At 25.7% G+C, this 23,493-nt stretch carries 22 protein-coding genes; 9 read left to right on the top strand and 13 right to left on the bottom strand.

The window, feature by feature from the left end; genetic code table 11:
• Positions 1-16 precede the first annotated feature (16 nt).
• The 4 genes from ribD (at position 17) to Bfest607_RS01200 (ending at position 2,827) form a co-directional block, all read left to right on the top strand.
• Positions 17-1,165, top strand: a complete 1,149-nt coding sequence (ribD, locus tag Bfest607_RS01185) for a bifunctional diaminohydroxyphosphoribosylaminopyrimidine deaminase/5-amino-6-(5-phosphoribosylamino)uracil reductase RibD (RefSeq protein ID WP_500838486.1) — start codon at positions 17-19, stop codon at positions 1,163-1,165.
• Positions 1,166-1,279: 114 nt separating this feature from the next.
• Positions 1,280-1,807: a 6,7-dimethyl-8-ribityllumazine synthase gene (ribH, locus tag Bfest607_RS01190; protein WP_500838487.1), complete on the top strand. Its 528-nt coding sequence runs from the start codon at positions 1,280-1,282 to the stop codon at positions 1,805-1,807.
• Between the two features lie 59 nt (positions 1,808-1,866).
• On the top strand, positions 1,867-2,289 hold the full coding sequence (gene nusB / locus Bfest607_RS01195) for a transcription antitermination factor NusB (protein WP_500838488.1): 423 nt from the start codon (positions 1,867-1,869) through the stop codon (positions 2,287-2,289).
• 64 nt (positions 2,290-2,353) lie between these two features.
• Entirely contained in the window at positions 2,354-2,827 is a 474-nt protein-coding gene (locus Bfest607_RS01200; RefSeq protein WP_500838489.1) for a phosphatidylglycerophosphatase A family protein, read from the top strand.
• A 77-nt stretch (positions 2,828-2,904) separates the two neighbouring features.
• On the opposite strand, the gene dxs is transcribed toward Bfest607_RS01200, so the two are convergent.
• Positions 2,905-4,773 (bottom strand): 1-deoxy-D-xylulose-5-phosphate synthase, encoded by a 1,869-nt coding sequence (dxs, locus tag Bfest607_RS01205; RefSeq protein ID WP_500838579.1) that lies wholly within the window; start codon positions 4,771-4,773, stop codon positions 2,905-2,907.
• 699 nt (positions 4,774-5,472) lie between these two features.
• Between dxs and thiI the strand changes: the two genes are divergently transcribed.
• Positions 5,473-6,948, top strand: a complete 1,476-nt coding sequence (gene thiI / locus Bfest607_RS01210) for a tRNA uracil 4-sulfurtransferase ThiI (RefSeq protein WP_500838490.1) — start codon at positions 5,473-5,475, stop codon at positions 6,946-6,948.
• A gap of 135 nt (positions 6,949-7,083) precedes the next feature.
• Here the strand turns inward: thiI and Bfest607_RS01215 are convergent, their stop codons facing one another.
• The 6 genes from Bfest607_RS01215 to cyoA form a co-directional block, all read right to left on the bottom strand.
• Positions 7,084-8,268 carry an MFS transporter gene (locus tag Bfest607_RS01215; RefSeq protein WP_500838491.1) on the bottom strand — a complete coding sequence of 395 codons (1,185 nt, stop codon included), beginning with the start codon at positions 8,266-8,268 and terminating at the stop codon, positions 7,084-7,086.
• A 96-nt stretch (positions 8,269-8,364) separates the two neighbouring features.
• Positions 8,365-9,237 (bottom strand): heme o synthase, encoded by an 873-nt coding sequence (cyoE, locus tag Bfest607_RS01220; protein ID WP_500838492.1) that lies wholly within the window; start codon positions 9,235-9,237, stop codon positions 8,365-8,367.
• Between the two features lie 34 nt (positions 9,238-9,271).
• Positions 9,272-9,574, bottom strand: a complete 303-nt coding sequence (cyoD, locus tag Bfest607_RS01225; RefSeq protein WP_500838493.1) for a cytochrome o ubiquinol oxidase subunit IV — start codon at positions 9,572-9,574, stop codon at positions 9,272-9,274.
• 3 nt (positions 9,575-9,577) lie between these two features.
• Entirely contained in the window at positions 9,578-10,150 is a 573-nt protein-coding gene (gene cyoC / locus Bfest607_RS01230) for a cytochrome o ubiquinol oxidase subunit III (RefSeq protein WP_500838494.1), read from the bottom strand.
• Positions 10,151-10,164: 14 nt separating this feature from the next.
• Positions 10,165-12,141, bottom strand: coding sequence for a cytochrome o ubiquinol oxidase subunit I (cyoB, locus tag Bfest607_RS01235; protein WP_500838495.1), 1,977 nt, complete (start codon positions 12,139-12,141; stop codon positions 10,165-10,167).
• Positions 12,142-12,218: 77 nt separating this feature from the next.
• Entirely contained in the window at positions 12,219-13,100 is an 882-nt protein-coding gene (cyoA, locus tag Bfest607_RS01240; protein WP_500838496.1) for a ubiquinol oxidase subunit II, read from the bottom strand.
• A 690-nt stretch (positions 13,101-13,790) separates the two neighbouring features.
• Between cyoA and clpP the strand changes: the two genes are divergently transcribed.
• Positions 13,791-14,441: an ATP-dependent Clp endopeptidase proteolytic subunit ClpP gene (gene clpP, locus Bfest607_RS01245; RefSeq protein WP_500838497.1), complete on the top strand. Its 651-nt coding sequence runs from the start codon at positions 13,791-13,793 to the stop codon at positions 14,439-14,441.
• A gap of 173 nt (positions 14,442-14,614) precedes the next feature.
• Positions 14,615-15,901 (top strand): ATP-dependent Clp protease ATP-binding subunit ClpX, encoded by a 1,287-nt coding sequence (gene clpX / locus Bfest607_RS01250; protein ID WP_500838498.1) that lies wholly within the window; start codon positions 14,615-14,617, stop codon positions 15,899-15,901.
• A 112-nt stretch (positions 15,902-16,013) separates the two neighbouring features.
• Here clpX and Bfest607_RS01255 read toward each other — a convergent pair whose 3' ends face one another.
• From Bfest607_RS01255 to metK, 6 genes are all read right to left on the bottom strand, one after another.
• Complete coding sequence (locus Bfest607_RS01255) at positions 16,014-16,250, bottom strand: oxidative damage protection protein (RefSeq protein ID WP_500838499.1); 237 nt, start codon at positions 16,248-16,250, stop codon at positions 16,014-16,016.
• Between the two features lie 38 nt (positions 16,251-16,288).
• Positions 16,289-17,365: an A/G-specific adenine glycosylase gene (gene mutY, locus Bfest607_RS01260; protein ID WP_500838500.1), complete on the bottom strand. Its 1,077-nt coding sequence runs from the start codon at positions 17,363-17,365 to the stop codon at positions 16,289-16,291.
• A 127-nt stretch (positions 17,366-17,492) separates the two neighbouring features.
• Positions 17,493-18,212, bottom strand: a complete 720-nt coding sequence (locus tag Bfest607_RS01265; protein ID WP_500838501.1) for a YggS family pyridoxal phosphate-dependent enzyme — start codon at positions 18,210-18,212, stop codon at positions 17,493-17,495.
• A gap of 81 nt (positions 18,213-18,293) precedes the next feature.
• Positions 18,294-18,734: a Holliday junction resolvase RuvX gene (ruvX, locus tag Bfest607_RS01270; protein WP_500838502.1), complete on the bottom strand. Its 441-nt coding sequence runs from the start codon at positions 18,732-18,734 to the stop codon at positions 18,294-18,296.
• Positions 18,734-19,315 (bottom strand): YqgE/AlgH family protein, encoded by a 582-nt coding sequence (locus Bfest607_RS01275; protein ID WP_500838503.1) that lies wholly within the window; start codon positions 19,313-19,315, stop codon positions 18,734-18,736. The genes ruvX and Bfest607_RS01275 overlap by 1 nt, the downstream gene beginning before the upstream one ends.
• A gap of 228 nt (positions 19,316-19,543) precedes the next feature.
• Positions 19,544-20,707, bottom strand: coding sequence for a methionine adenosyltransferase (gene metK / locus Bfest607_RS01280; protein WP_500838504.1), 1,164 nt, complete (start codon positions 20,705-20,707; stop codon positions 19,544-19,546).
• Positions 20,708-20,982: 275 nt separating this feature from the next.
• Between metK and speB the strand changes: the two genes are divergently transcribed.
• Both speB and Bfest607_RS01290 read left to right on the top strand, forming a co-directional pair.
• On the top strand, positions 20,983-21,906 hold the full coding sequence (gene speB, locus Bfest607_RS01285) for an agmatinase (protein ID WP_500838505.1): 924 nt from the start codon (positions 20,983-20,985) through the stop codon (positions 21,904-21,906).
• A 338-nt stretch (positions 21,907-22,244) separates the two neighbouring features.
• A complete protein-coding gene (locus Bfest607_RS01290; RefSeq protein ID WP_500838506.1) occupies positions 22,245-23,420 on the top strand; it encodes a phosphoglycerate kinase in 1,176 nt (391 codons plus the stop codon).
• Positions 23,421-23,493 lie beyond the last annotated feature (73 nt).

Raw genomic sequence — 23,493 nt, forward strand, 5'->3', positions numbered from 1 at the left:
AATTAATTATGGCATTATGATTATTGATATTATTCATGAAGATACAATATATTTGTCTAGAGCATTTCAATTAGCACGAAAAGGTCGGTTTACTACTATGCCTAATCCTAATGTTGGCTGCGTCATTGTGAAAAATAATTATATTATAGGAGAAGGATATCATATGAGAGCTGGTGAAAATCACGCTGAAATAAATGCATTAAAAATTGCTGGAGATGCTGCAAAAGATGCTACTGTGTATATCACATTGGAACCATGTAGTCATTATGGACGTACTCCTCCATGCACTACAGCATTGATTAAATCAGGAATTAAACGCATTGTTATAGCTATGTTAGATCCTAATCCTAATTTAACAGGTCGTGGAATAGAATTGTTGAAACAAGCAGGTATTTTAGTAAATCATAGTATTATGTTATCAGAAGCTGAATCAATAAATAAAGGATTTATTAAACGTATACGCACAGGAATGCCTTGGATTAAACTAAAATTGGCATCATCTTTAGATGGTAGAGTTGCTATGTCCTCTGGAGAAAGTAAATGGATTACTTCTGTGCAATCGAGACAAGATGTACAATGTTTTAGAGCAGAAAGTGATGTAATTCTTTCTACTGCTTCGACTGTGTTAATGGATAATCCTAGATTAAATGTACGGTGGTCGTGTTTTTCAGAAGAAATAAAAAATATATATAGTAATAGTAGTAAAATTAGATATCCGTTACGCGTAATTATAGATAGTGCTAATCGCATTCTACCTGATCATCGTTTTATAAAAAAAGAAGGAAGAGTAATATTGGCTAGAATCAAAAAAGATAATTTAAGTTGGCCTAAATCAGTAGAGCAATTATTAATTTCCCCAATTATCAATCAATCTGGATCGTATCAAATTAATTTAAAGGAGTTAATGAAGTATTTAGCGTGTTATCGTCAAATTAACAATATTTGGGTAGAATCTGGACCAACACTTTCTGGAGCTTTGTTAGATATAGGGTTAGTAGACGAGATTGTTTTATATCAATCTATGAAATTTTTAGGGTCTAGTGCAAGACCTTTATGTTATTTGCCAAATATTAATAAATTAAAAGATATTAAAACTTTTGAGTTGGTTGATATGAAAAACATTGGTCCAGATATTAGATTCATATTAAAACCAAATATTATATAATTTAAATGTTTCAAGAATTTTATTTTTCTTATTAGAAAAATAAAAAATTAATCTTTGCACTATAATAAATAGTACTTTTATATAAATTGTTATTATACATGGTGAAATTAATATATGAATATTATTGAATGCAGTGCTGTAAATAATTCAGTAAAAGTAGCTATTGTTGTTTCTAGGTTTAATCGTTTTATTAATAATAATTTGTTAGATGGAGCTACAGATGTTTTTAAAAGAATTGGGCATGTAAAAGATCAAAATATTACTATAATTTGGGTCCCTGGAGCATATGAATTACCACTAATAATAAAAGCTTTAGTGGAGACTAATAATGATACTACTTTTGTTAATACTAATGATAGTAATAACAGAAAAAGAAATAATAAATATGATGCTTTGATAGCATTGGGAACAGTTATACGTGGAGAAACTGATCATTTTCGATTTATTTCTGAATCATGTTATTCTCAATTAATTAATATTTCTGTTACAAATGTGCTTCCAATAGGATTAGGTTTACTTATTACTGATAATGTGAGACAAGCTATAGAGCGGTCAGGAATTAAAAATAATAATAAAGGCGCGGAGACTGCTTTAGCAGTTTTAGAGATGATTAATATATTAAAATTAATAGGTAATAGGTAATAACAAATCGTTTGTTAATAATTATATTTATTGAAGTAATAATAAAAAAGAGGAATTAGGTGAAATTTATAACTAGACGTCTTGCTCGTTTGTGTACGTTGCAAGCGTTATATTCTTGGCAATTGTCTAAAAATAATTTCACAGAAATAGAAAATTATGTTGTTTCTATACAAAATATTAAAAATTTTGATATTTCTTATTTTCGAGAATTATATATAGGGGTAATGGGTTGTATTGTAGAATTAGATGAATTGATGATTCCTTATTTATCTAGAGATTTTAAAAAAATGGGTTATGTAGAATATTCAGTGTTATTAATTGCATTATTTGAATTAACTCGGCGTTGTGATATACCGTATAAAGTTGTTATAGATGAAGCTATAGAATTAGCAAAGATTTTTGGGGCTGAAAAAAGTCATAAATTTGTTAATGGAGTATTAAATACAATAGTAACGAAAAGATTATTTAGGATAACTGAATGAATTTTATTTAAAACTATGATTGTATAATCGATATTTATAGTATCAATTTATGATTGTTAATAACATGATGTTAATAAAATTGTGGTATTTTTTTGCAACAGGATTTGGATTAGGTAGAGTGCCTTATATTACTCCTATTAGTGGAACCATAGGATCTGTATTAGCAATTCCTATTTGGTGGGGAATAATATATTTTTTTTCTTATCAAGTATATTTTATTTTTTTAATATTAGGAGTAATATTTGGAATCTATTTTTGTGATAAAGTTTCAAGATTTATTAAGGTTCATGATCATAAATCAATTATATGGGACGAATTTATTGGAATGTGGATTACATTAATTGTAATACCGTTGTATAGTTGGATATGGATAATGATCTCATTTTTGTTATTTAGAATATTTGATATAATAAAACCATGGCCGATTTCTTGGTTTGATCGAACGATAAAAGGTGGTTTTGGTATTGTTTTAGATGATGTATTAGCTGGATTTATATCTATTCATATCATTTTATTTTTGATACAAATATTTCCTTAAGTTTATTTATTAACTATTATTGATACTGAGCAAAAGTATAATAATTATGCTTATTATGTAGTTTATATAAGGTGTTATTATGTTATCCAATTAACAATTTTTTTATAGATTCCGGAGCTATCTAATCCTAATTCTGACAAGATTTCTTCTCTGGATCCTTGTGGAATGAAAAAATCGGGTAATCCAATATTAAGAATAGGGAGTAATAATTTGCTATTCTTTGTAAGTAATTCATTCACTCCACTTCCTGCTCCTCCTATAACCGCATTTTCCTCTAAAGTAATTAGAGCTTGATGATTTTTTGCAAGATTTTTTATTAATATTTCATCTAAAGGTTTGATAAATCTCATATCTACTAATGTGGCATTTAATTGTAATGCTACATTATATGCAGATTTTAATAAAGTCCCAAAATTAAGAATAGCAATACGATGTCCATAATGATGTATCATTCCTTTACTTAATGGTAGTGAACTTAATGTCTTAGAATTTTTATTATTATTAGATGTATTGTTGTTATTTTTATTTTTGGTATCCCCTTTAGGATACCGTACAACACTGGGTCCATGTTTGTATAAATATCCAGTATTTAACATTAATTTAAATTCATATATATCACTTGGAGCCATAATAATTACATTGGGAATACAACGTAAATATGATAAATCAAAAGCTCCTTGATGAGTTTGTCCATCTTCTCCAACAATTCCTCCTCTATCTACAGCAAATAATACTGGTAATTTTTGAATAGCTATATCATGAATAAATTGATCATAAGCTCTTTGTAAAAATGTTGAATAAATAGCAACTACCGGTTTATATCCAGCGATAGCTAGTCCAGCTGCAAAAGTTACAGCATGTTGTTCAGCGATAGCAACATCAAAATATTGTTTTGGGTATTTTTTAGAAAATGTACTCATTCCAGAACCTTCTCTCATAGCTGGAGTAATTCCTATAATTTTATTATCTTTCATCGCAATTTGGCATAACCATTCTCCAAATACTTCAGAATAAGTAATATTTTTTTTGTATTTGTTAAGCAATACTCCACTGATTGGATCAAATTTAGGTACTGCATGCCATTTTATCGGATCTTTTTCTGCTGGTTTATATCCATAACCTTTTTTAGTAATAATATGTAAAAATTGAAGCCCTTTTTTGTTGTTGCGTATATATTTTAAATTACGTATTAATTTAAATATATTATGTCCATCTATAGGTCCAATGCAATTGAAACCAAGGTTTTTAAAAAATCTCATAGCAACAGTATCATGAATATTTTTACTTGAAAAAATATTTTTTAATAATATTTTAATATTTGATACAATATTGGAATATGTTTTTTTTTTAGTGTAGTAACTAGTATTTAATGCTCCTACATTTTCTGAAATAGACATATCATTATCATTAAGAATAATTAACAAATTAATAGATTTAGTTGTTCCTGCGTGGTTAATTGCTTCGAATGCCATACCAGCAGTTAATGCTCCATCTCCTATTATACATACTGTATGTCTATTTAGCATTTCACGTTCTGCAGCTATAGCTAATCCTAATCCTGCACTAATTGAAGTAGAAGAATGTCCTACTGATAATATATCATATTTACTTTCATCTCTGCATGGAAATGGATGTAATCCATTTCGTTTTCGAATACTATTAATATTTTTTTTTCGGCCAGTTAATATTTTATGAGGATATGCTTGATGTCCTACATCCCAAATAAGATAATCAAATGGAGTATTATACACATAATGTAATGCTATTGTCAGTTCAATTGCTCCTAATCCAGATGCAAAATGTCCACTGGATTTACTAACACTAGTTAATAGGAATTGCCTTAATTCATTACATAATTTTTCTAATTTACTTTCAGGTAGTTGACGTAATTCTTCAGGAGTATTGATTAACTCTAATATAGAGTATGTGTTAGAATCATGATTCATCATGTGTATATTATTCTCATTTAATCGTCGAGTAAAAATCTTTATTTGCTGTCTTTGTTTAAAATAAATTACATAAATTTGAATAAAATGTTTACATTGTATTTAAATTCACTAATATATTCTAATATGAGACTAAGTTGTATACCATATAAAATAAATATTATAATTAACTTTATTAGATAGACATGCAGAATTAAGGTTTAATTTTATATTTTTTAATATAATTAAATGATTTGTATCATATTATTTTGTATTTAAATTTTATAGTGTATATAAAATAATGATAAAGTATATTATGTGTTTTTATCAGTTTGTTATGTATAATAGTATTTCATTATGTTTCAATTGTATAACTAAAGTAAATTTAATATAGTTTTTGGATAGTATTGAGTTAAATCAAATTTAATAATAATAATTTATACAATAATATTTGATATAACTTATAATTATAATATTAGTTATATTTATTTATTTCTTTTATTTTTGAATAAAAATTCATCTATTTATACCATAAACCAAGATTTTTAAAACAAGATTGTTATTTTTTAATGATTCGATAAGCTGTTATGTTATTAACTATTTTATATTTATAATGATAAATAATAATTTAGGCTAACATAAGTAATAAAAATAGATTTATATAATTAGAATTTAAATTATACTAATTATATATTATAAATCCAGCAATTATAAACAATTATGAAAATTATTGTCAAGTTCGTTCCAGAGATTATTATTAAAAGTCGATCAGTACGAGTTTTTTTTATAAAAATGCTTGTGAAAAATATTAGAAATACTTTAAGACAATACAATTTATTAGCTGTATTAATTAAACATTGGGATAATATTGAGATAAAATCTAACTATAATTATTTAGATATTACTAAAATATTAGTCAATATTCCTGGAATTCATCATATTTTATTAGTTCAAGATAGTATTATAAATTCTTTAGAGGATATTTATACTCAAATCAAAAATACAAAATATTATACTCAATTGTTAGGAAAGACTTTTTGTATTCGGGTAAAACGTCGAGGCACCCATGTAGTAACTTCTCAGGATATTGAACGTTATATAGGAAATAAATTATGTTGTAATATAAATGATATTCGTGTTAATTTAGTTACTCCTGAAATAATTATACATTTAAATATTAAAAATGATTGTTTATTTATAATTCTTGAACGTTTTGAAGGATTAGGAGGTTTTCCCATTGGAACTCAACAAGAATCTTTATCTTTAATTTCTGGAGGATTTGATTCTGCTGTTTCTAGTTATATGGTAATTCGAAGGGGTTGTAAGGTACATTATTGTTTTTTTAATTTAATTGATAATATAACACATGCTGTTGAAGTATATAAAATTGTATATTATTTATGGAATAAATTTAGCTGTTCACATAAAGTGAAATTAATTTCTGTTGATTTTTCCATAGTAGTTAAAGAAATATTTATGAAGATAAAGAGTAATTATGTAGGAATTATATTAAAACGTATGATGATAAGAGCTGCGTCTCGTTTGGCTGATCGTTATAAAATTAAAGCATTGATTACAGGGGAATCATTAGGTCAAGTTTCTAGTCAAACTTTAGATAATTTAATGATCATTAATAATTCTGTATCTTCTGATTGTATAATATTAAGGCCTTTAATTGTACATGATAAGGAATCAATCATTGATTTAGCTCGTAAAATTGGAACAGAAGCACTTTCTAGAACAATTCCAGAATATTGTGGTATGATTTCAAAAAAGTCTTGTATACAAGTAAAAAAAAAGTATATTGAATTAGAAGAAAATAATTTCAATTTTTCTATATTAGATCAGTCAATATCTAGATCTCATATAATAAATGTAAATAATATTCTAAAGTTTATAAATAATCAACATGTTGTTAAAATTGATTTTCAAACTAAATTAAACTCTCAAGATATACTATTAGATATTAGATCAGAATATGAACAGAATAAAAATCCTATTCACATTCCATTTAATATAAAAATAAAAAAAATACCTTTTTATAAATTAATAGATCAATTTCCGAATTTGGATCAAAACAAGATATACATACTGTATTGTGATCAAGGTGTCATGAGTTATCTTCAAGCAATGCATTTATATCAGAAAGGATTTCAAAATGTAAAAGTATATCGCCATTCTTCATGTCATACATGATAAGTAATTAGATGATTTCTTGTATAAAGATCAGTATTAATGAAAACAATGTTTGCAAGTAAATTCTCTCTAACAATATATTACTCGGATAAATAATTATCAATAAATAATAGTAATTCAATATTATTTTTAGTTTTAATGACATTTATTATTTATAATAATATTAGTGAATATTATAACTAATATCAATAGTAATATCAATTGTGTTCCTTCTTGTGTTTCTAACAATAAACCACCTGTAATTCCTCCTAGTCCAACTCCTAAAAATTGTCCAATTGAATAAATGCTAATAGCAGTTCCTTTAAAATTAGAAGGAGATTGTTTGCTAATTAAATCAGGTAAAATTGATTCTATTAAATTAAATGCTATAAAAAATAATTGCATTCCAATTAGAGTTAGCCATATATTATTTATTCCAATAAATGTGATAAATTCAGATAAAAATACTACAATTATAGAAATAGTTAATATATTCTTTTTATTTTTATTTATGTTAGTATAAAAAATATATGGTAATAATATTAATATAGAAATTAATATTATAATAGAATATATTGTATGATATATTGTAGATACATATCCTAGTGTATTCAAAATTTTAGGCCAAATAATAAAATTTAATATTAAAACAGTATGCAAAGAGAAAATATGAAAATTTAGTTTTAATAATTTTGGATGAATGATAATAATCTTAACATTATTTAATATGTCTATTAAATTCATATTTTTAATTGAATTAGGAGAAGATAGTTTTTTTGGTATCAAAAAATAAACCAATATTATAGTTACTACTGTTATTAAAGTAATAATTTGAAATAACCCATTTAATCCAAATTTGTTTGCAATAAATGGGCCTATAATTATAGAAATTGTAAAAGTCATACCAAAACTTATTCCAAGAATTGCCATAGCTTGGGTTCTATTACGTTCTTGTATTGATTCTAATAATAAGGTTATGAGGACGCTTCCTATTGCGCCTGCCCCCTGTAATGCTCGACCAATAATTAACCCACAAATTTCATTTGTTACTGCAGCTATTTCACTTCCTAAAGCAGATATTATTAATCCAATAATAATAACAGGCTTTCTTCCAAGTTTATCAGACATCAAACCAAAAGGTAATTGAAAAATTATTTGAGTAATACCATATATTCCAATTGCAATTCCTATTAGGTATTCATAAGCTCCATTTAAAGATATTGCATAAATAGGTAATATTGGTAATACCATAAATACTCCTGACATACGTAATGCAAATATTAAACTTAATATATACACTGAACGTAATTCAGTACTAGTTATTTTGATATTTCGGAGCATCATATTTATGATTGACTAATTGTAGGTATAATTTTTATTATTTTATAAATGCAATTAAATTGTTGTATTTTATTTATAATATGTTTTTATAATATATTAAAAAATAAAATTTGAATCTAAGGATAACATTAAATTTACAGATGTAATAGTAATGATAGATAAAATGAACATCTTTTTTGCCCATAAAAACTCATTATTTATTCGATTATATGCATACCATCCTGTGTATAACCAAAATAAGTTAAATATACTAATAATATATAGAAATACATAACTGGCATAGCCTTGAATAGTTAAAAATATTATAGAGATATAAAATCCCAGAATACATATAATCATATGTATTCTGGTACAATCAATTCCTTTTTTTTCAAAAAAGGTCGGAATTAAAGCTGTTTTATAATCATGATTTCTAAAAATGGTAATAGAATAAGAATGAGGAATCTGCCAAAAACTAAAGATCATTAATAGTATTAAAGCTCCTAAATCAAATTGGTTAATTACAGTGCAATATCCAATTACCGGAGGCATTGCTCCAGATATACTGCCTATAATCATGCCGTAAATTGATGTACGTTTCATGTATAAACTGTATACTACGACATATACCAAAAAACCTGTTGCTGATAAAAATATTGTATACAAGTTTTTTGTGATCCCCAATAATAAAAATCCTAAAATATTTAATGTTATTGCATAATACATGCCATGTTTTATAGAAAGTGTTTTGTTTTTTTGTGCTAATATTCTAGATTTAGTTCTAATCATAATAGCATCAATATCTCGATCAATGATGTTATTAAATACACAACTAGAAGATATAATTAAAGCTAATCCGGTAATCATATTGATTAATTCTATATAATTAATGTTTCCGTGAGATGCCATTAAAAAACCGCCCACAGAAGACATTATATTTCCTATTACAATTCCTGGTTTTATCAAAGAAAAGTAGTATTGAATTATCATAATATTATATATATTTAATTATAATGATCGAAATTTACATCATTAGATTATGGTGTAAATGTGTCATAATCCATACGCTTCCTAATACAAGAATAAATAAAATAAATATTGTAAAGATCAAAGATATAATAGTCCATACTTGATTAGATGTATTTCTTAAATGTAAAAAATAGATTAGATGGATATAAATTTGAATCAATGCACAAGATATCACTATAACAAGTAGTGTTATTTTTTCAAAAATATTATATTTTATAAGATAAAAAGGAATAATTGTTAAAATTAGAGATAATAAAAATCCAGCTAAGTATGAAGTATTTAAATTACTGTTATTCATTAATCACAACACTCCTATCAAATATACTATGGTAAATACACATATCCATACAATATCTAAGAAATGCCAAAATAAATTTAAGCATGTTAATCGAATCAAATTTTTTTGTGTAAACCCTGTTAAATTAAGATGTATAATCATAATAATAATCCAAATTAATCCAGCTATTACATGAATTCCGTGTGTTCCTATTAACACAAAAAAAGATGAAAAAAATGCATTATATGTCGGAGTATATCCATTCTGTATTAAATGATAGAATTCATAAATTTCCATTATAATGAAACATAGTCCTAATAATGCAGTTATAAATATCCATTGTGTTGATTTATATAAGCATTGTTTATCTATTGTATAAACCATACTTTTACTGCAAGTAAGACTGCTCAATAATAAAAATAATGTCTCTATAAAAATGAAATTTAAATTAAAAATATTTTTAATGTTTTCAGTAGATAAAATTATATCTACATGATTGCTCAGTACTATATGCATAGCAAATAAACTAGCAAATAAGATACAGTCACTCATTATATACAACCAAAAGCCAAATATTATTTTTTTATCTATGTTCATTTATTTTAATAGGTTTATTTGTTATGTACATGCTCGATTTTTTTAATTATATCTGATGGTACATAATATTCAGTATCATTATTAAATGTACGTGTTATCCATATTATTATTATTCCAAAAAAACTCATTATGGATGACCACCATATATACCAAATCATGCTAAATCCTAGTATTAAACTAAAAAAAGCAATTAATATTCCATCATGTGTATTTTTAGGCATATGAATAGGTGCGTATGGTTTTTTTATGTATAATAAATTGATATTTTTTCTATTTTTTACGTACCAATATACATTTTGTTCATCAGTAATAACTGGAACATTTGCGAAATTATAGAAAGGAGGAGGAGAAGAAGTAAACCATTCTAATGTGTATCCGTTCCATGGATTTGCATTATTGTGATTAGAGTTTTGATATTTGTCTCGATTAAAAATGCTAATGAATATTTGTATACATTGACATATTATTCCTAATCCAATCAAGAATGTACCTATTGCTGCCATTGCTAGCATTGGTGAAAATGAAGTGTCTATATTTTGACTTAAACGTCGAGTCATACCCATAAATCCTAAAATATATAATGGCATAAATGCTATATAAAAACCAATTATCCAGAGCCAAAAAGCACGTTTCCCCCAATTTTCATCTAGAATATAACCAAAGGCTTTAGGAAACCAATATGAAACTCCAGCGAAACATCCAAATAAAACTCCACCAATAATGACATTATGAAAATGTGCAACTAAAAATAAGCTATTATGTAATACAAAGTCAATTCCAGGTATAGCTAATAATACTCCGGTCATTCCTCCTATTGAAAAAGTAATAATAAATCCTACTGCCCATAACATTGGTGATTTAAAAATAATTTTTCCTTTATACATGGTAAATAACCAATTAAACACTTTTATTCCTGTGGGGATTGCAATAATCATAGTCATAATTCCAAAAAATGCATTTACATTAGATCCTGCTCCCATAGTAAAAAAATGATGAAGCCATACGCAAAAAGATAAAGCAGTAATAGCAATGGTGGCCCAGACTAAAGAAGTGTATCCAAATATTTTTTTTTGAGAAAAAGTAGAAACTATTTCTGAAAATATTCCGAATGCAGGTAATGCTAAAATGTATACTTCAGGATGCCCCCATGCCCAAAATAAATTAATATACATCATCATATTTCCACCTAAATCATTAGTAAAAAAATGAGTTCCTAAATATCGATCTAAAGTTAATAATGTAATTGTTACAGTAAGAATAGGAAATGCTGCAATAATTAATGCATTTGTGCATAACGCTGTCCAAGTGAATACTGGAATTCTCATCATAGACATGCCTGGAGCTCTCATATATAAAATTGTAGTAAAAAAATTTATGCCAGTTAAAGTAGTTCCAATTCCAGAAATTTGAATGCTCCATATCCAATAATCTACTCCAACTCCAGGACTATATTCTTTACTTGATAAAGGAGGATATGCTGCCCATCCAGTTTGAGCAAACTCACCTATTCCTAAAGACAAATTAATTAATGCAACTCCCGCCATGAATAGCCAAAAACTTAAAGAATTTAAAAATGGAAAAGCTACATCTCTTGCTCCAATTTGTAATGGAACTATTAAATTCATTAATCCTATTACAAATGGAGTAGCCATAAATATAATCATGATTACTCCGTGAGCTGTGACTACTTGATCATAATGATGCACAGAAAGAAATTCTGTAGATCCAATAGCTGAAAGTGCTTGTTGTGTACGCATCATAATTGCGTCAGCAAAACCTCTTAAAAACATAATACATGATACGATAATATACATAATCCCAATTTTTTTGTGATCCACAGAAGTGAGCCATTCATTCCATAAATACATCCATTTATTATAATAAGTAATAGTGCCTATTGTTAGAATTCCTATAACAAAAACTACAGCTATTGTTGACATAATAATTGGATCATGATACGGGATAGAGTGTATTGTTAATTTTCCAAACATTATATGCACCTTTTATTTCAAAAGAGATTTGTAATTGATTAAAGTTAATTATTTTTTATCATTAGAATTATATTCTTTTATTTTCGATTTATAAATTTATTAATAACTTTATAAAATAAATCAGGTTGAACATTAGAGAAATAAGTTATAGGATCAAATGTACTGGGTTTTGCTAATTCTTCATAAGTATTCATGCTATCAAGATGGTAGATAGATTGTTTTGCTTTTTGTATCCATTGGTTAAATTCGTTTTCATCATTTGTAGCAATCACTATGAATTTCATTCCTGAAAACCCATGCCCGCTAAAGTTTGAAGAAATTCCTTTATACTTTCCAGGTTCATTAGCAATTAAATTTAATTGTGTATGCATACCGGCCATTGCATAAATTTGACTTCCTAACTGAGGAATAAAAAAAGAGTTCATTACTGAATTAGAAGTAATATTAAAGTGTACAGGTATATTCGCTGGAAAAACAAGTTCATTTATTACTGCTATATTATACTGAGGATAAATAAAAAGCCATTTCCAATCTAGAGCAATAACATTCACAACAATAGAATTAATTATCGTTTTTGAATTTGAATAAATAGAATTTTTTGGATCTAGTTTATGTGTTGAATGCCATGTTAATATACTTAATAAAATAATAATTATTATTGGAATGGTCCATATTATTAATTCTAATTTTTTAGATCGAGTCCAATTAGGTTGATATTGAACATGATTATTATTTGTAGATCTATATTTTATGGAAAACAAAAAAGTCATTATTATTACTGGAATGACTACAATAAGCATCATTCCAAAAGCAACAAGTATTAAATAACGTTCTTCTATTCCTATAGATCCTTTAGGATTCATTAAAATTAAGTTATCACATCCATTTAATAAAATGGTTAAACTGTATAATAAAAAAAATATATATTTTTTTATATATTTATTTGTAATCAATTTCATATAATATATGGTTTTTGAAAAATCTTATTGTCCATTTTAATACAAAATTTTTATTTTGTAAATAAGTAACAATATTGTATATGTGAGTTTACATATATGTTTCCAGTGCTTGTTTAATATATGAATATATTATATAGAAATTTAAGTATAATTTTATTTTTTATGCTATAGACTATAAAATGGTAAATAAAATTAAGTATCTTTATTTTTATATATTATACGTAGTATAATATATAAAAATAATTTAATTTAAATCATTTAATTTGATGATTTTCAATAAAGTCATTATTATTTATTTAAATAGGATTAAAAATTTTTAATCAGAAAAAATCAATATATGATAATAGAAAATAAAAAACACATAAAATTTAAAAAATAATACGTGTATGCGTATTTTTATAATATGTAAAAAAGTAAAATAAATCATATAAATGTATTAATATAGTAAAGAATAAACTATATTACTCGACGTTTCTATACTTAATTAATTAGATATAGAGCGAATTTATGCTTTGTATATAATACACTTTCTTTCAAAAGTAAGAATAATAATGATTAAATTACAGGTTAATATTTGTTTTTACTAAAAAGTAATTTTTATTAAAAATATTAATAAAAATATGTCAATATATCAGTAATTTTTATATTTCTGAGTAAAATTATGATGATATTAATTTTTTTGGAGAAAATATGAAGAAAATGCAGTGGGTATATGATAATACTATTCGAAATAATTTATGTTGTTATAACTATAACACAGGAGTAATCCCTATAGTTATTGAACAAACTGCTCGAGGGGAACGTTCGTATGATATTTATTCTTTGTTATTAAAAGAGCGAATTATTTTTGTGACTGATGTAATAGAGAATCATATAGCTAATTCTATTGTTGCTCAAATGATGTTTTTAGAATCAGAAGATCCAGGAAAAGATATTCATTTGTATATTAATTCTCCAGGAGGATTAATAACAGCAGGAATGTCTATATATGATACGATGCAATTTATAAAACCTGATGTTAGTACTTATTGTATAGGTCATGCAGCTTCAATGGGAGCTTTTTTATTAGCTGCTGGAGCTAAAGGGAAGCGATTTTGCCTACCAAATGCTCGGGTGATGATTCATCAACCTTTAGGTTATTTCCGAGGACAAGCTACTGATATTGCTATTCATACTAAGGAAATACTGCAAGTTAAAAATAATATAAATAAGTTGATGGCAAAACATACGGGAAAATCTATTGATGTAATTATAAAAGATATGGAACGAGATTGCTTTTTATCTGCTAATGAAGCTATGGATTACGGATTGATAGATTTTGTATTAAATAAACGAATTTAATACTATATTATCTTTTTATTTAAGATATATTAGTGTATATACGCAGGTTTATTTAGTTATAGATAATAATTAATGAAGTTTGTTGTTCTTATTAATAAGTTTATATGTTAAATAATAATACTGTTGATGGTATATAATCGATAGATTTATAGTTAATAATAGGTAATTATAATATGCATGATGATCATAATCCTCATTCAAAAAAAGTATTATATTGTTCGTTTTGTGGAAAAAATCAATCTCAGGTATTGAAATTAATCAGCGGAGAATCAGCGTCTATTTGTAATGTGTGTATTGATTTGTGTAATAATATTATTGATCGAGAGTTACAATCGGATAAAGTTATTGAGTATGATGAAAATTTAAAAAAAATTCCCACTCCTCATGATATAAATCATTATTTAAGTAGTTATGTTGTTGGTCAAGAATGCGCTAAGAAAACATTATCAGTTGCGATATATAATCATTTTAAACGATTAAAATATCAAGGTGATTTCAACAGTAATGATAGTGCTAATTACAATAAAAATAATACAGAATTATTTAAGAGTAATATTTTATTAGTTGGACCTACTGGAAGTGGTAAAACATTATTAGCAGAAACGTTAGCTCGGTTTCTTAATGTGCCATTTGCTATATCTGATGCTACCACATTAACTGAAGCTGGATATGTCGGAGAAGATGTAGAGAATGTAATTCAAAAATTATTACATGGATGTGATTATAATATCCATAAAGCTCAAAGTGGTATTATTTATATTGATGAAATAGATAAAATTGCTAAAAAATCTGAAAATATTTCTATTACTCGAGATGTATCTGGAGAAGGAGTTCAACAAGCTTTGCTAAAATTAATTGAAGGCACTATAGCTTCTGTTCCTCCAAAAGGAGGTCGAAAACATCCACAACAAGAGTTTATTCAAGTAAATACTTCTAATATTTTATTTATTTGTGGAGGATCTTTTTTTGGTTTAAATAAAATAATTGAACAACGTTTATCTAGACAACGTACTATTGGATTTCATACGTTACCAAAAATAAATGCGGATACAAATTTTGAGTATTCATTTCTTAATGAAATAGAACCTGAAGATTTAATTAAATTTGGATTAATACCAGAGTTTATAGGTAGATTCCCTATAATTTCTATTTTAAATGAATTAACAGAATGTGAATTAGTTAAAATTTTACAGGATCCAAAAAACGCTTTAATAAAACAATATACAATTTTGTTTAGTTTAGATGAAGTAAAATTAGAATTTTCTGAATCTTCGTTAAGTGCTATAGCAAAATATGCAATTGCTAAGAAATCTGGAGCTCGAGGTTTAAGGTCGATTTTAGAAAGTATATTATTAGATATAATGTATGATATACCATCGTCACAAAATAAAGTGAAAAAAGTAGTAATTAATTCTCAGGTAGTTGATAAAAAAATAAAACCATTGTTATTTTATGAATGATTAATAGTTATGTACTATCTGTAGGTTATAATCAATAAAAAAGAATTGTGTTATACATGTACATGTTGTTTATTAATTAATTTAATAGTTAAATATTTCTTAGTATTTTAAATTAAGATTTTTTAAACAGAAATTCTTCCATTTTTTTTTGTAAAAAAATTCGATCTGCAACACGAATCATATTTAATTTATTTTCATTAATTAAAATTGTTTGTTGGTTTTGCCATTGTTTCCATGCTTCTTGAGAAATGTTATTATAGATTCGTTTTCCCAATTCTCCTGGAAAATAAAAATCGTTTAGTCCCTCGGAGTATTTTTTTAAAAATACACAATAAATAATTCTAGTCATTTTGTTGTAATTAATTTATATTTAGTTTGGTTATTTTTTTATTTTTGATTCTTTATAGTTTTTTGTAGTAATACAATTACTGGTTTAGGTAAACCAATAGTTTGTGGTTGATCTATATTGTACCAGATATTTTCTTCTTCGTTAAATGTCATGATTGTGTTAATATTAATTAGTATTGGTTGAATTTTTAATATAATATTACTAACATAGTGTTGTACTATATCTAAAGAACTATATTTAGTATTATGCATATTGTGTTTGTATAGCCACGATTTTAATGAGTTTATATCATGAAATTCAGGAAAACAAAACAATCCATTCCATAAGTTTGTTTTTGATCGTTTTATTAAAAATACTGTATGAGTATATGTTAATAATAGAATTATCCACCAAATATTTTGTTTATATTTTTTTTTATATGTTTTTTGTGATTGTTGGTGATAACTGGTTTTATTTTTTAAGAAAGATTGGCAATTATTATTTATAGGGCATACATTACATTTTGGATTTTTATAAGTACATATCAATCGACCTAAATTCATTATGGCTTGATTGAAGTAAGCAATTTCTTTATTAGATGGGATTAATATTTTGATTAAACTCCATAGGTTTTTGTTTATTTGAGATTGTTTAAGTGTAGAATATTCTAAAGAATAATATCGAATTAATATTCGTTTTATATTTCCATCAAGAATAGGATAGCTTTTATTAAAAGCTAAAGATAATATAGCTCCAGCAGTGGACTTTCCAATTCCTGGAAAAGATAAAAGTGTATCAAAATCTTGAGGAAATTTTCCATCATATTGATTAGTAATAAGTTGAGCAGTTTTATAAATATTAATTGCGCGTTTATAATATCCTAAACCACTCCATATATGTAATATTTCATTTAAATCAGCTTCTGCCAATTGAAAAATTGTTGGGAATTTTTTGATAAATTTTTCATAATATGGAATAACGGTAACAACTTGAGTTTGTTGTAACATAATTTCAGATATCCATATTTTGTATATGGTTTTATTTAATTGCCAAGGTAAATAAGGTAGTTTAATATCATAATGCCATAACAAAATTTTTTCTGTAAAGATAGAATTTTTTTCTAATGCATACGTCATGATATATATATTTATATATGTGTTTGTTTCAATAGAATTAATAAGATTAAATTATTACCTAAATAAAGATATAATATGTAAAATAAAAAATTTTAAATATTCAATTTTATAAAAATAAGAAATTTTATTAAATAGAATAATGATGTTTATTTGATCTTTTACCAAAAATAGCAGTTCCAATTCTTAATAAATTACTTCCTGAATAAATAGCAGCAGTCATATCGTTACTCATACCTAACGATAATGTATCTGCATGTGAATAGATATCTTTTAATTGAGTAAAAAAGGTATATATTTTTTTGAATTGTAATATTTGTTGTGTAAATTCTGATTTTGGAGTAGACATGGCCATTATCCCTTTTAATTTTAATTTTGGACATTTATTGATAATTGATGCTAATTTAATCATTTGATCTATTGTAATTATTCCTAATTTATTAGGATTATTGCTAATATTAATTTGAATTAATACATTTAGTTGGTTTAATATATTTGGTCTTTGTTTATGTAAACAATGTATTGATTTTTCATTGCTTATAGTATGACACCAATCAAAATTTTCAGCAATTAATCGACTTTTATTTGATTGAATTGACCCAATAAAGTGCCAAGTGAATTTTTTATCTTTGATATTTTTTTGTATCCAATGTATTTTTTTTAAGGCTTCTTGAACATAATTTTCACCAAAATCTTTCTGTCCATAAGATATAATTTTTTTTATATTATCAATTGATTGATTTTTAGTTACCGCAATTAATTTAATATTTTGTGGATTACGGTTTATATTATGTGCAGTAATATGTATTTTATTACGTATTTGTTGTAGTTGTTTTTGAATTAAATTCATTTTTAATTTAAATGATTATACATTTATTTAAATAAAGAGTTATACGTTCATTTATATATGAAATATAATTTTATTAATTCATTATAGTGAGTGATCAGCATTTAACCAACTTTGTAAAATTATTTCCGCAGCTACTGAATCGATGTGTGTTTTTTTTATTTTTATTAAAAATTTATGATTATATTGATTATGATAAAATCTTGATCGAGCTTCAATAGTTGTAAAACGTTCATCATGCATTTCTACGTTAGTATTAAATCGTTTTTTTAATTGCATAGCAAATTTTTTTGATAAAGCAGTAATGTATTGTTCACTGCCATCTATTTGAAGAGGTAATCCTACTATTAATCTTGAGGGTTTCCACTCGTTATATATAATTTCAATATTTTTCCAATCTGGAGTTCCAGAAATTGAGTGTAATACATTAAGTGATTGAGTTGTTCGAGTAAATTTTTGACCTACAGCAACTCCAATATTTTTGATGCCAAAATCAAAAGCCATAATTATTCCTGTTATCAACATTAAGCATGCCCCATATGATTAATAATGTTATATATATTTATACCTAGTATTTTTGCTGCAGCATTCCATCTATGCATAACAGGAGTATGAAATAAAATAGTTTCGTTTGCTGGCACTGTAAGCCAAGAATTTTCTATTAATTCTTGTTCTAATTGTCCTTTAGCCCAGCTTGAATAACCTAACGCAACTAAAATATTTTTTGGTTGATCAGGTGTACCGAAGGTTTCTAGTATATCTTTAGATGTAGTGATCATAGCTTGATCGGAAATATTGATACTAGAATTAAATCCTGATTTAGGAGTATGCAAAATAAATCCATGATCATCTAATAATGGACCTCCTAAAAATATTGGAAGATTTAATTGGATTATTGAATTATGTTTATCAGTTACAATTTTTAAATTATTTAGTATAGTTTCTAGAGTACATTTTTTGAGTGGTTTATTGATTATTATTCCCATAGCTCCAGTGTTATTATGTTCGCATATATATACAACTGATTTTTTGAATAAAGGATCTGTTAATGTAGGCATTGCAATTAAGAAATAGTTTTGTAAGTTAGTAATATTATTATTGGTCATAAATTTTGATTTAGTTGTTAATTAAAATTAATAAAATATTATTAATAAATATGTAATAGTGGTTATTTTAAGTATTATTAAAGTATAATTTTAATTATGATATCTATCAATTATAAAAGTTATTTATTATATATTTTTTAAAATTGTAAAATGAACTAATAATAAAGTTTTTATACATGTATTTTTTAATATTTAGGTATTAATTATTTATATTATTTGAAATAACATTTATTTTATTCCAGTTGCATCTTTAAGTAGATCTTTTTTATCAGTTTTTTCCCAGGGAAATTTTTCTCGTCCAAAATGCCCATAAACAGCTGTATCTTTGTAAATTGGTTGAAGTAAATTCAACATAGTTATTAATCCGTGTGGGCTAAAATCAAAAAAATGATTTATTAATTTTATCAAAGTTGTATGTAAAACTTTTTCTGTTCCAAAAGTATTAATATTAATAGCGATTGGAGTTGTGACTCCAATGGCATAGGATACTTGTATTTCACAACGTTCTGCTAGTCCTGCAGCTACAATATTTTTTGCAGCATATCTTGCTGCGTAAGCAGCAGATCGATCTACTTTAGATGGATCTTTACCAGAGAAGGATCCTCCGCCATGTCTAGCCATTCCTCCATATGTATCTACAATTATTTTTCTTCCAGTTAATCCACAATCAACAATTGGACCTCCTATTATAAAACTTCCTCCAGGATTAATAAAAAATTTAGTTTGTTTGGATATCCATTTTTTAGGTAATACTGGTTTAATGATTTCTTCCATAACAGCTTCTTGTAGATCTATTAATTTGATATGATGATTATGTTGAGTAGATAATACAACTGCACTAATTCCTGTAATTTTATTGTTTTCATAAGCAAAGGTTATTTGGCTTTTTGCATCTAAACCTAACCAAGGTAAAGTTTTATTTTTTCGTACTTCTGATTGTTTTTTTATTAAACGATGAGCATAAGTAATGGGAGCTGGCATTAAAACATCAGTTTCATTTGTTGCATACCCAAAAATTGAACCTTGATCTCCTGCTCCTTGTTTTATTTTTTGGTTAGAACATAAATTTTTAATACTATTTTGAATTTCTGATGATTGTTGATTTATTATACTCAATATTGAACAAGAATTTGCATCTAGACCCATATCTAAACTAATATAACCGATATCTCGAATGGTTTTTTTAACAATATTTTCTATATTGATTAAAGCAGTTGTAGTAATTTCTCCTCCTACTATTACTATATTTGTTTTAATATAAGTTTCACATGCAACATGAGCTGTTGAGTCTTGTGTTAAAATAGAATCTAATACTGCATCAGATATTTGATCAGCAATTTTATCTGGATGACCTTTTGATACGGATTCTGAAGTAAAAAAATGTTGACTCATTTTGTTATATATAGATGCGCGATTAATAAAAGTAGGACTATTGTTTGTGCTTTTATGTAAAGATATTATATATGAATAATAATAACGATTATAGTATCATATATTATACATAATATTGAAAATTTCACGAAATAATTTATTACAATTGTTTAGTTATAATAAACAAATGTAAAGTACTTTTTAAAATTTAGTACATATTAATTAATACATTTAAAGAATCATTTAAAGTATAATATTTGATTAATAAAAATATTTATTTTGATAACAAAAAATATATGAGTGATTTTTTTTATAAAAATGATAATTCTATATTTTCGAATGCTTTTGGATTTTTAAGATTACCTTTAGAATTAGATCCACATAGTAATCAGAGTGATTGGGTAATTACTGGTGCTCCTTTTGATATGGCCACTTCTGGGAGATCAGGAAGTAGGTTTGGGCCGAATGCTATTCGGCAAGCATCTATAAATTTAGTTTGGGAACAATGTCGTTGGCCTTGGAATTTTAATATACGAGAAAAATTTAAAATTATTGATTGTGGTGATTTAGTATATAGTATTGGAAATATACAGAATTTTACGATTAGTTTGCAAAAGCATATTGAAGATTTATTAAATGTTGGAAAGAAGGTGTTTTTATTAGGAGGAGATCATTATATCACTTTGCCTGCATTACGTGCTTATTCGAAATTTATTGGAAGAAAAATAGCTGTTGTCCATTTTGATGCTCATACAGATTGTTATAGTCATTGTAGTCAGTATGATCATGGCGCTGTTATGTTATATGCATTGAATGAAGGATTGATTGATACTAATTTTTCAATTCAAATTGGAATTCGTACTGAATATAGTCAAAATTATGGTTTTACAATATTAAATGCAGAATTTGTTAATTCAGTAGATACAGATATTGTAGTAAATAAAATAATATCTACTGTTCAAAATGTTCCAGTGTATTTGAGTTTTGATATAGATTGCTTAGATCCATCAGTAGCTCCTGGTACTGGAACTCCTGTAGTTGGAGGATTAACTTCATCTTGCGCTTTAAAATTAATACGAGGTTTATATAAATTAAATATTATTGGCATGGATATAGTAGAAGTAGCTCCTGCATACGATTGTTCTCAAATTACCGCTTTAGCTGCCGCTACATTAGGTTTAGAGATGTTGTATATACAAGCTAACCGTTGTTGTAAATAGTAATATGATTATAATATTTTTTCTCATATAATTCCATAAAAATAATATTTAATTTTTATTGTGAATATTACAGATATAAGAATAATAAAAAGATAATATATATGGAGTTATAATCATAATTCTTCTGTATAAATATGCTAATATTGATAATTTAGTTTTTGTATAATTAGAATTAAAAATAATTATATATTTCTATTTTATTATATATTTATTTAGAATTCTATATCAGACAATTGATAAAGTTTTGTTATTAATTAATAAAATATTAATTTAATTAGTTTTTATAAAACAATTTAGATATAGATACATATTGTAATATAAAGAGGTAAATCATAGTTATGATTACAATAAATGATGTGAATTTATTTAATAAAAGAATCTTGATTCGTTCTGATTTAAATGTACCTGTAAAAAATGGGGTGATTACTTCTAATAGAAGAATTCATTCATCATTACCAACAATTCAATTAGCTTTGAATAAAAGTAAACAAGTTATGGTGACTTCTCATTTAGGAAGGCCTGTAGAAGGAGAGTATGATCCTAATTTCTCTTTACAACCAGTGGTTGATTATTTTAAATATTATTTAAATCATCAAATTAAAAGAGTACGTTTAGTTAAAGATTATTTAGAGGGCGTTCATTGGGCTTCAGATGAATTATTAATTTTGGAAAATGTTAGATTTAATAAAGGAGAGAAAAAGAATGATGAAATTTTATCAAAAAAATATGCAGCATTATGTGATATATTTGTTATGGATGCTTTTGGTAGTGCTCATCGTATACAATCCTCCACTCACGGAATTAGCAAATTTGTTAAAGTAGCTTGTTCTGGTTTACTGTTAGAACAGGAATTAAAAGCGTTAAATCAAGCTTTATCTCATCCTGTTAGACCAATGGTTGCTGTAGTTGGAGGATCTAAAGTATCTACTAAATTAACTGTATTAGAATCATTATCAAAAATAGCAGATTATTTAGTTGTAGGAGGAGGTATTGCAAATACTTTTTTAGCTGCTCAAGGTAAAAATGTAGGCAAATCTTTGTATGAGACAGAGCTTATACCTACTGCTAAAAATCTTTTGAAGAATTGTGATATTCCTATTCTTACTGATGTTAGAGTAAGCTCTGAATTTTCTGAAACTGCTCAGTCCATTATGAAAAATGTGGTTGATATTAAGGATGATGAACAAATCCTAGATTTAGGTGATGATTCTATTTGTCGAATATTGAAAATTTTAGGTTGTGCTAAAACTATTTTGTGGAATGGTCCTCTTGGGGTGTTTGAATTTCCAAATTTTAGAAAAGGAACAGAAATGATATCTAGAGCTATTGCTAATAGTGATGCTTTTTCTATTGTTGGTGGTGGTGATACTTTAATGGCTATTGATTTATTTGGTATTGCTGATCAAATATCTTATATTTCTACTGGTGGCGGGGCTTTTTTGGAGTTTATTGAAGGCAAAGCTCTTCCATCTATAAAAGCTTTAGAAGATCATCAAAAAATTAGTATGATATAATAATAGATAGAACACATGCAGTGTATTATAATAAATGTATTTACAATAAGTGTTTTACTATGCTGAAAGTTAT

It is taken from the genome of Candidatus Blochmannia festinatus (nom. nud.) (assembly GCF_059936355.1).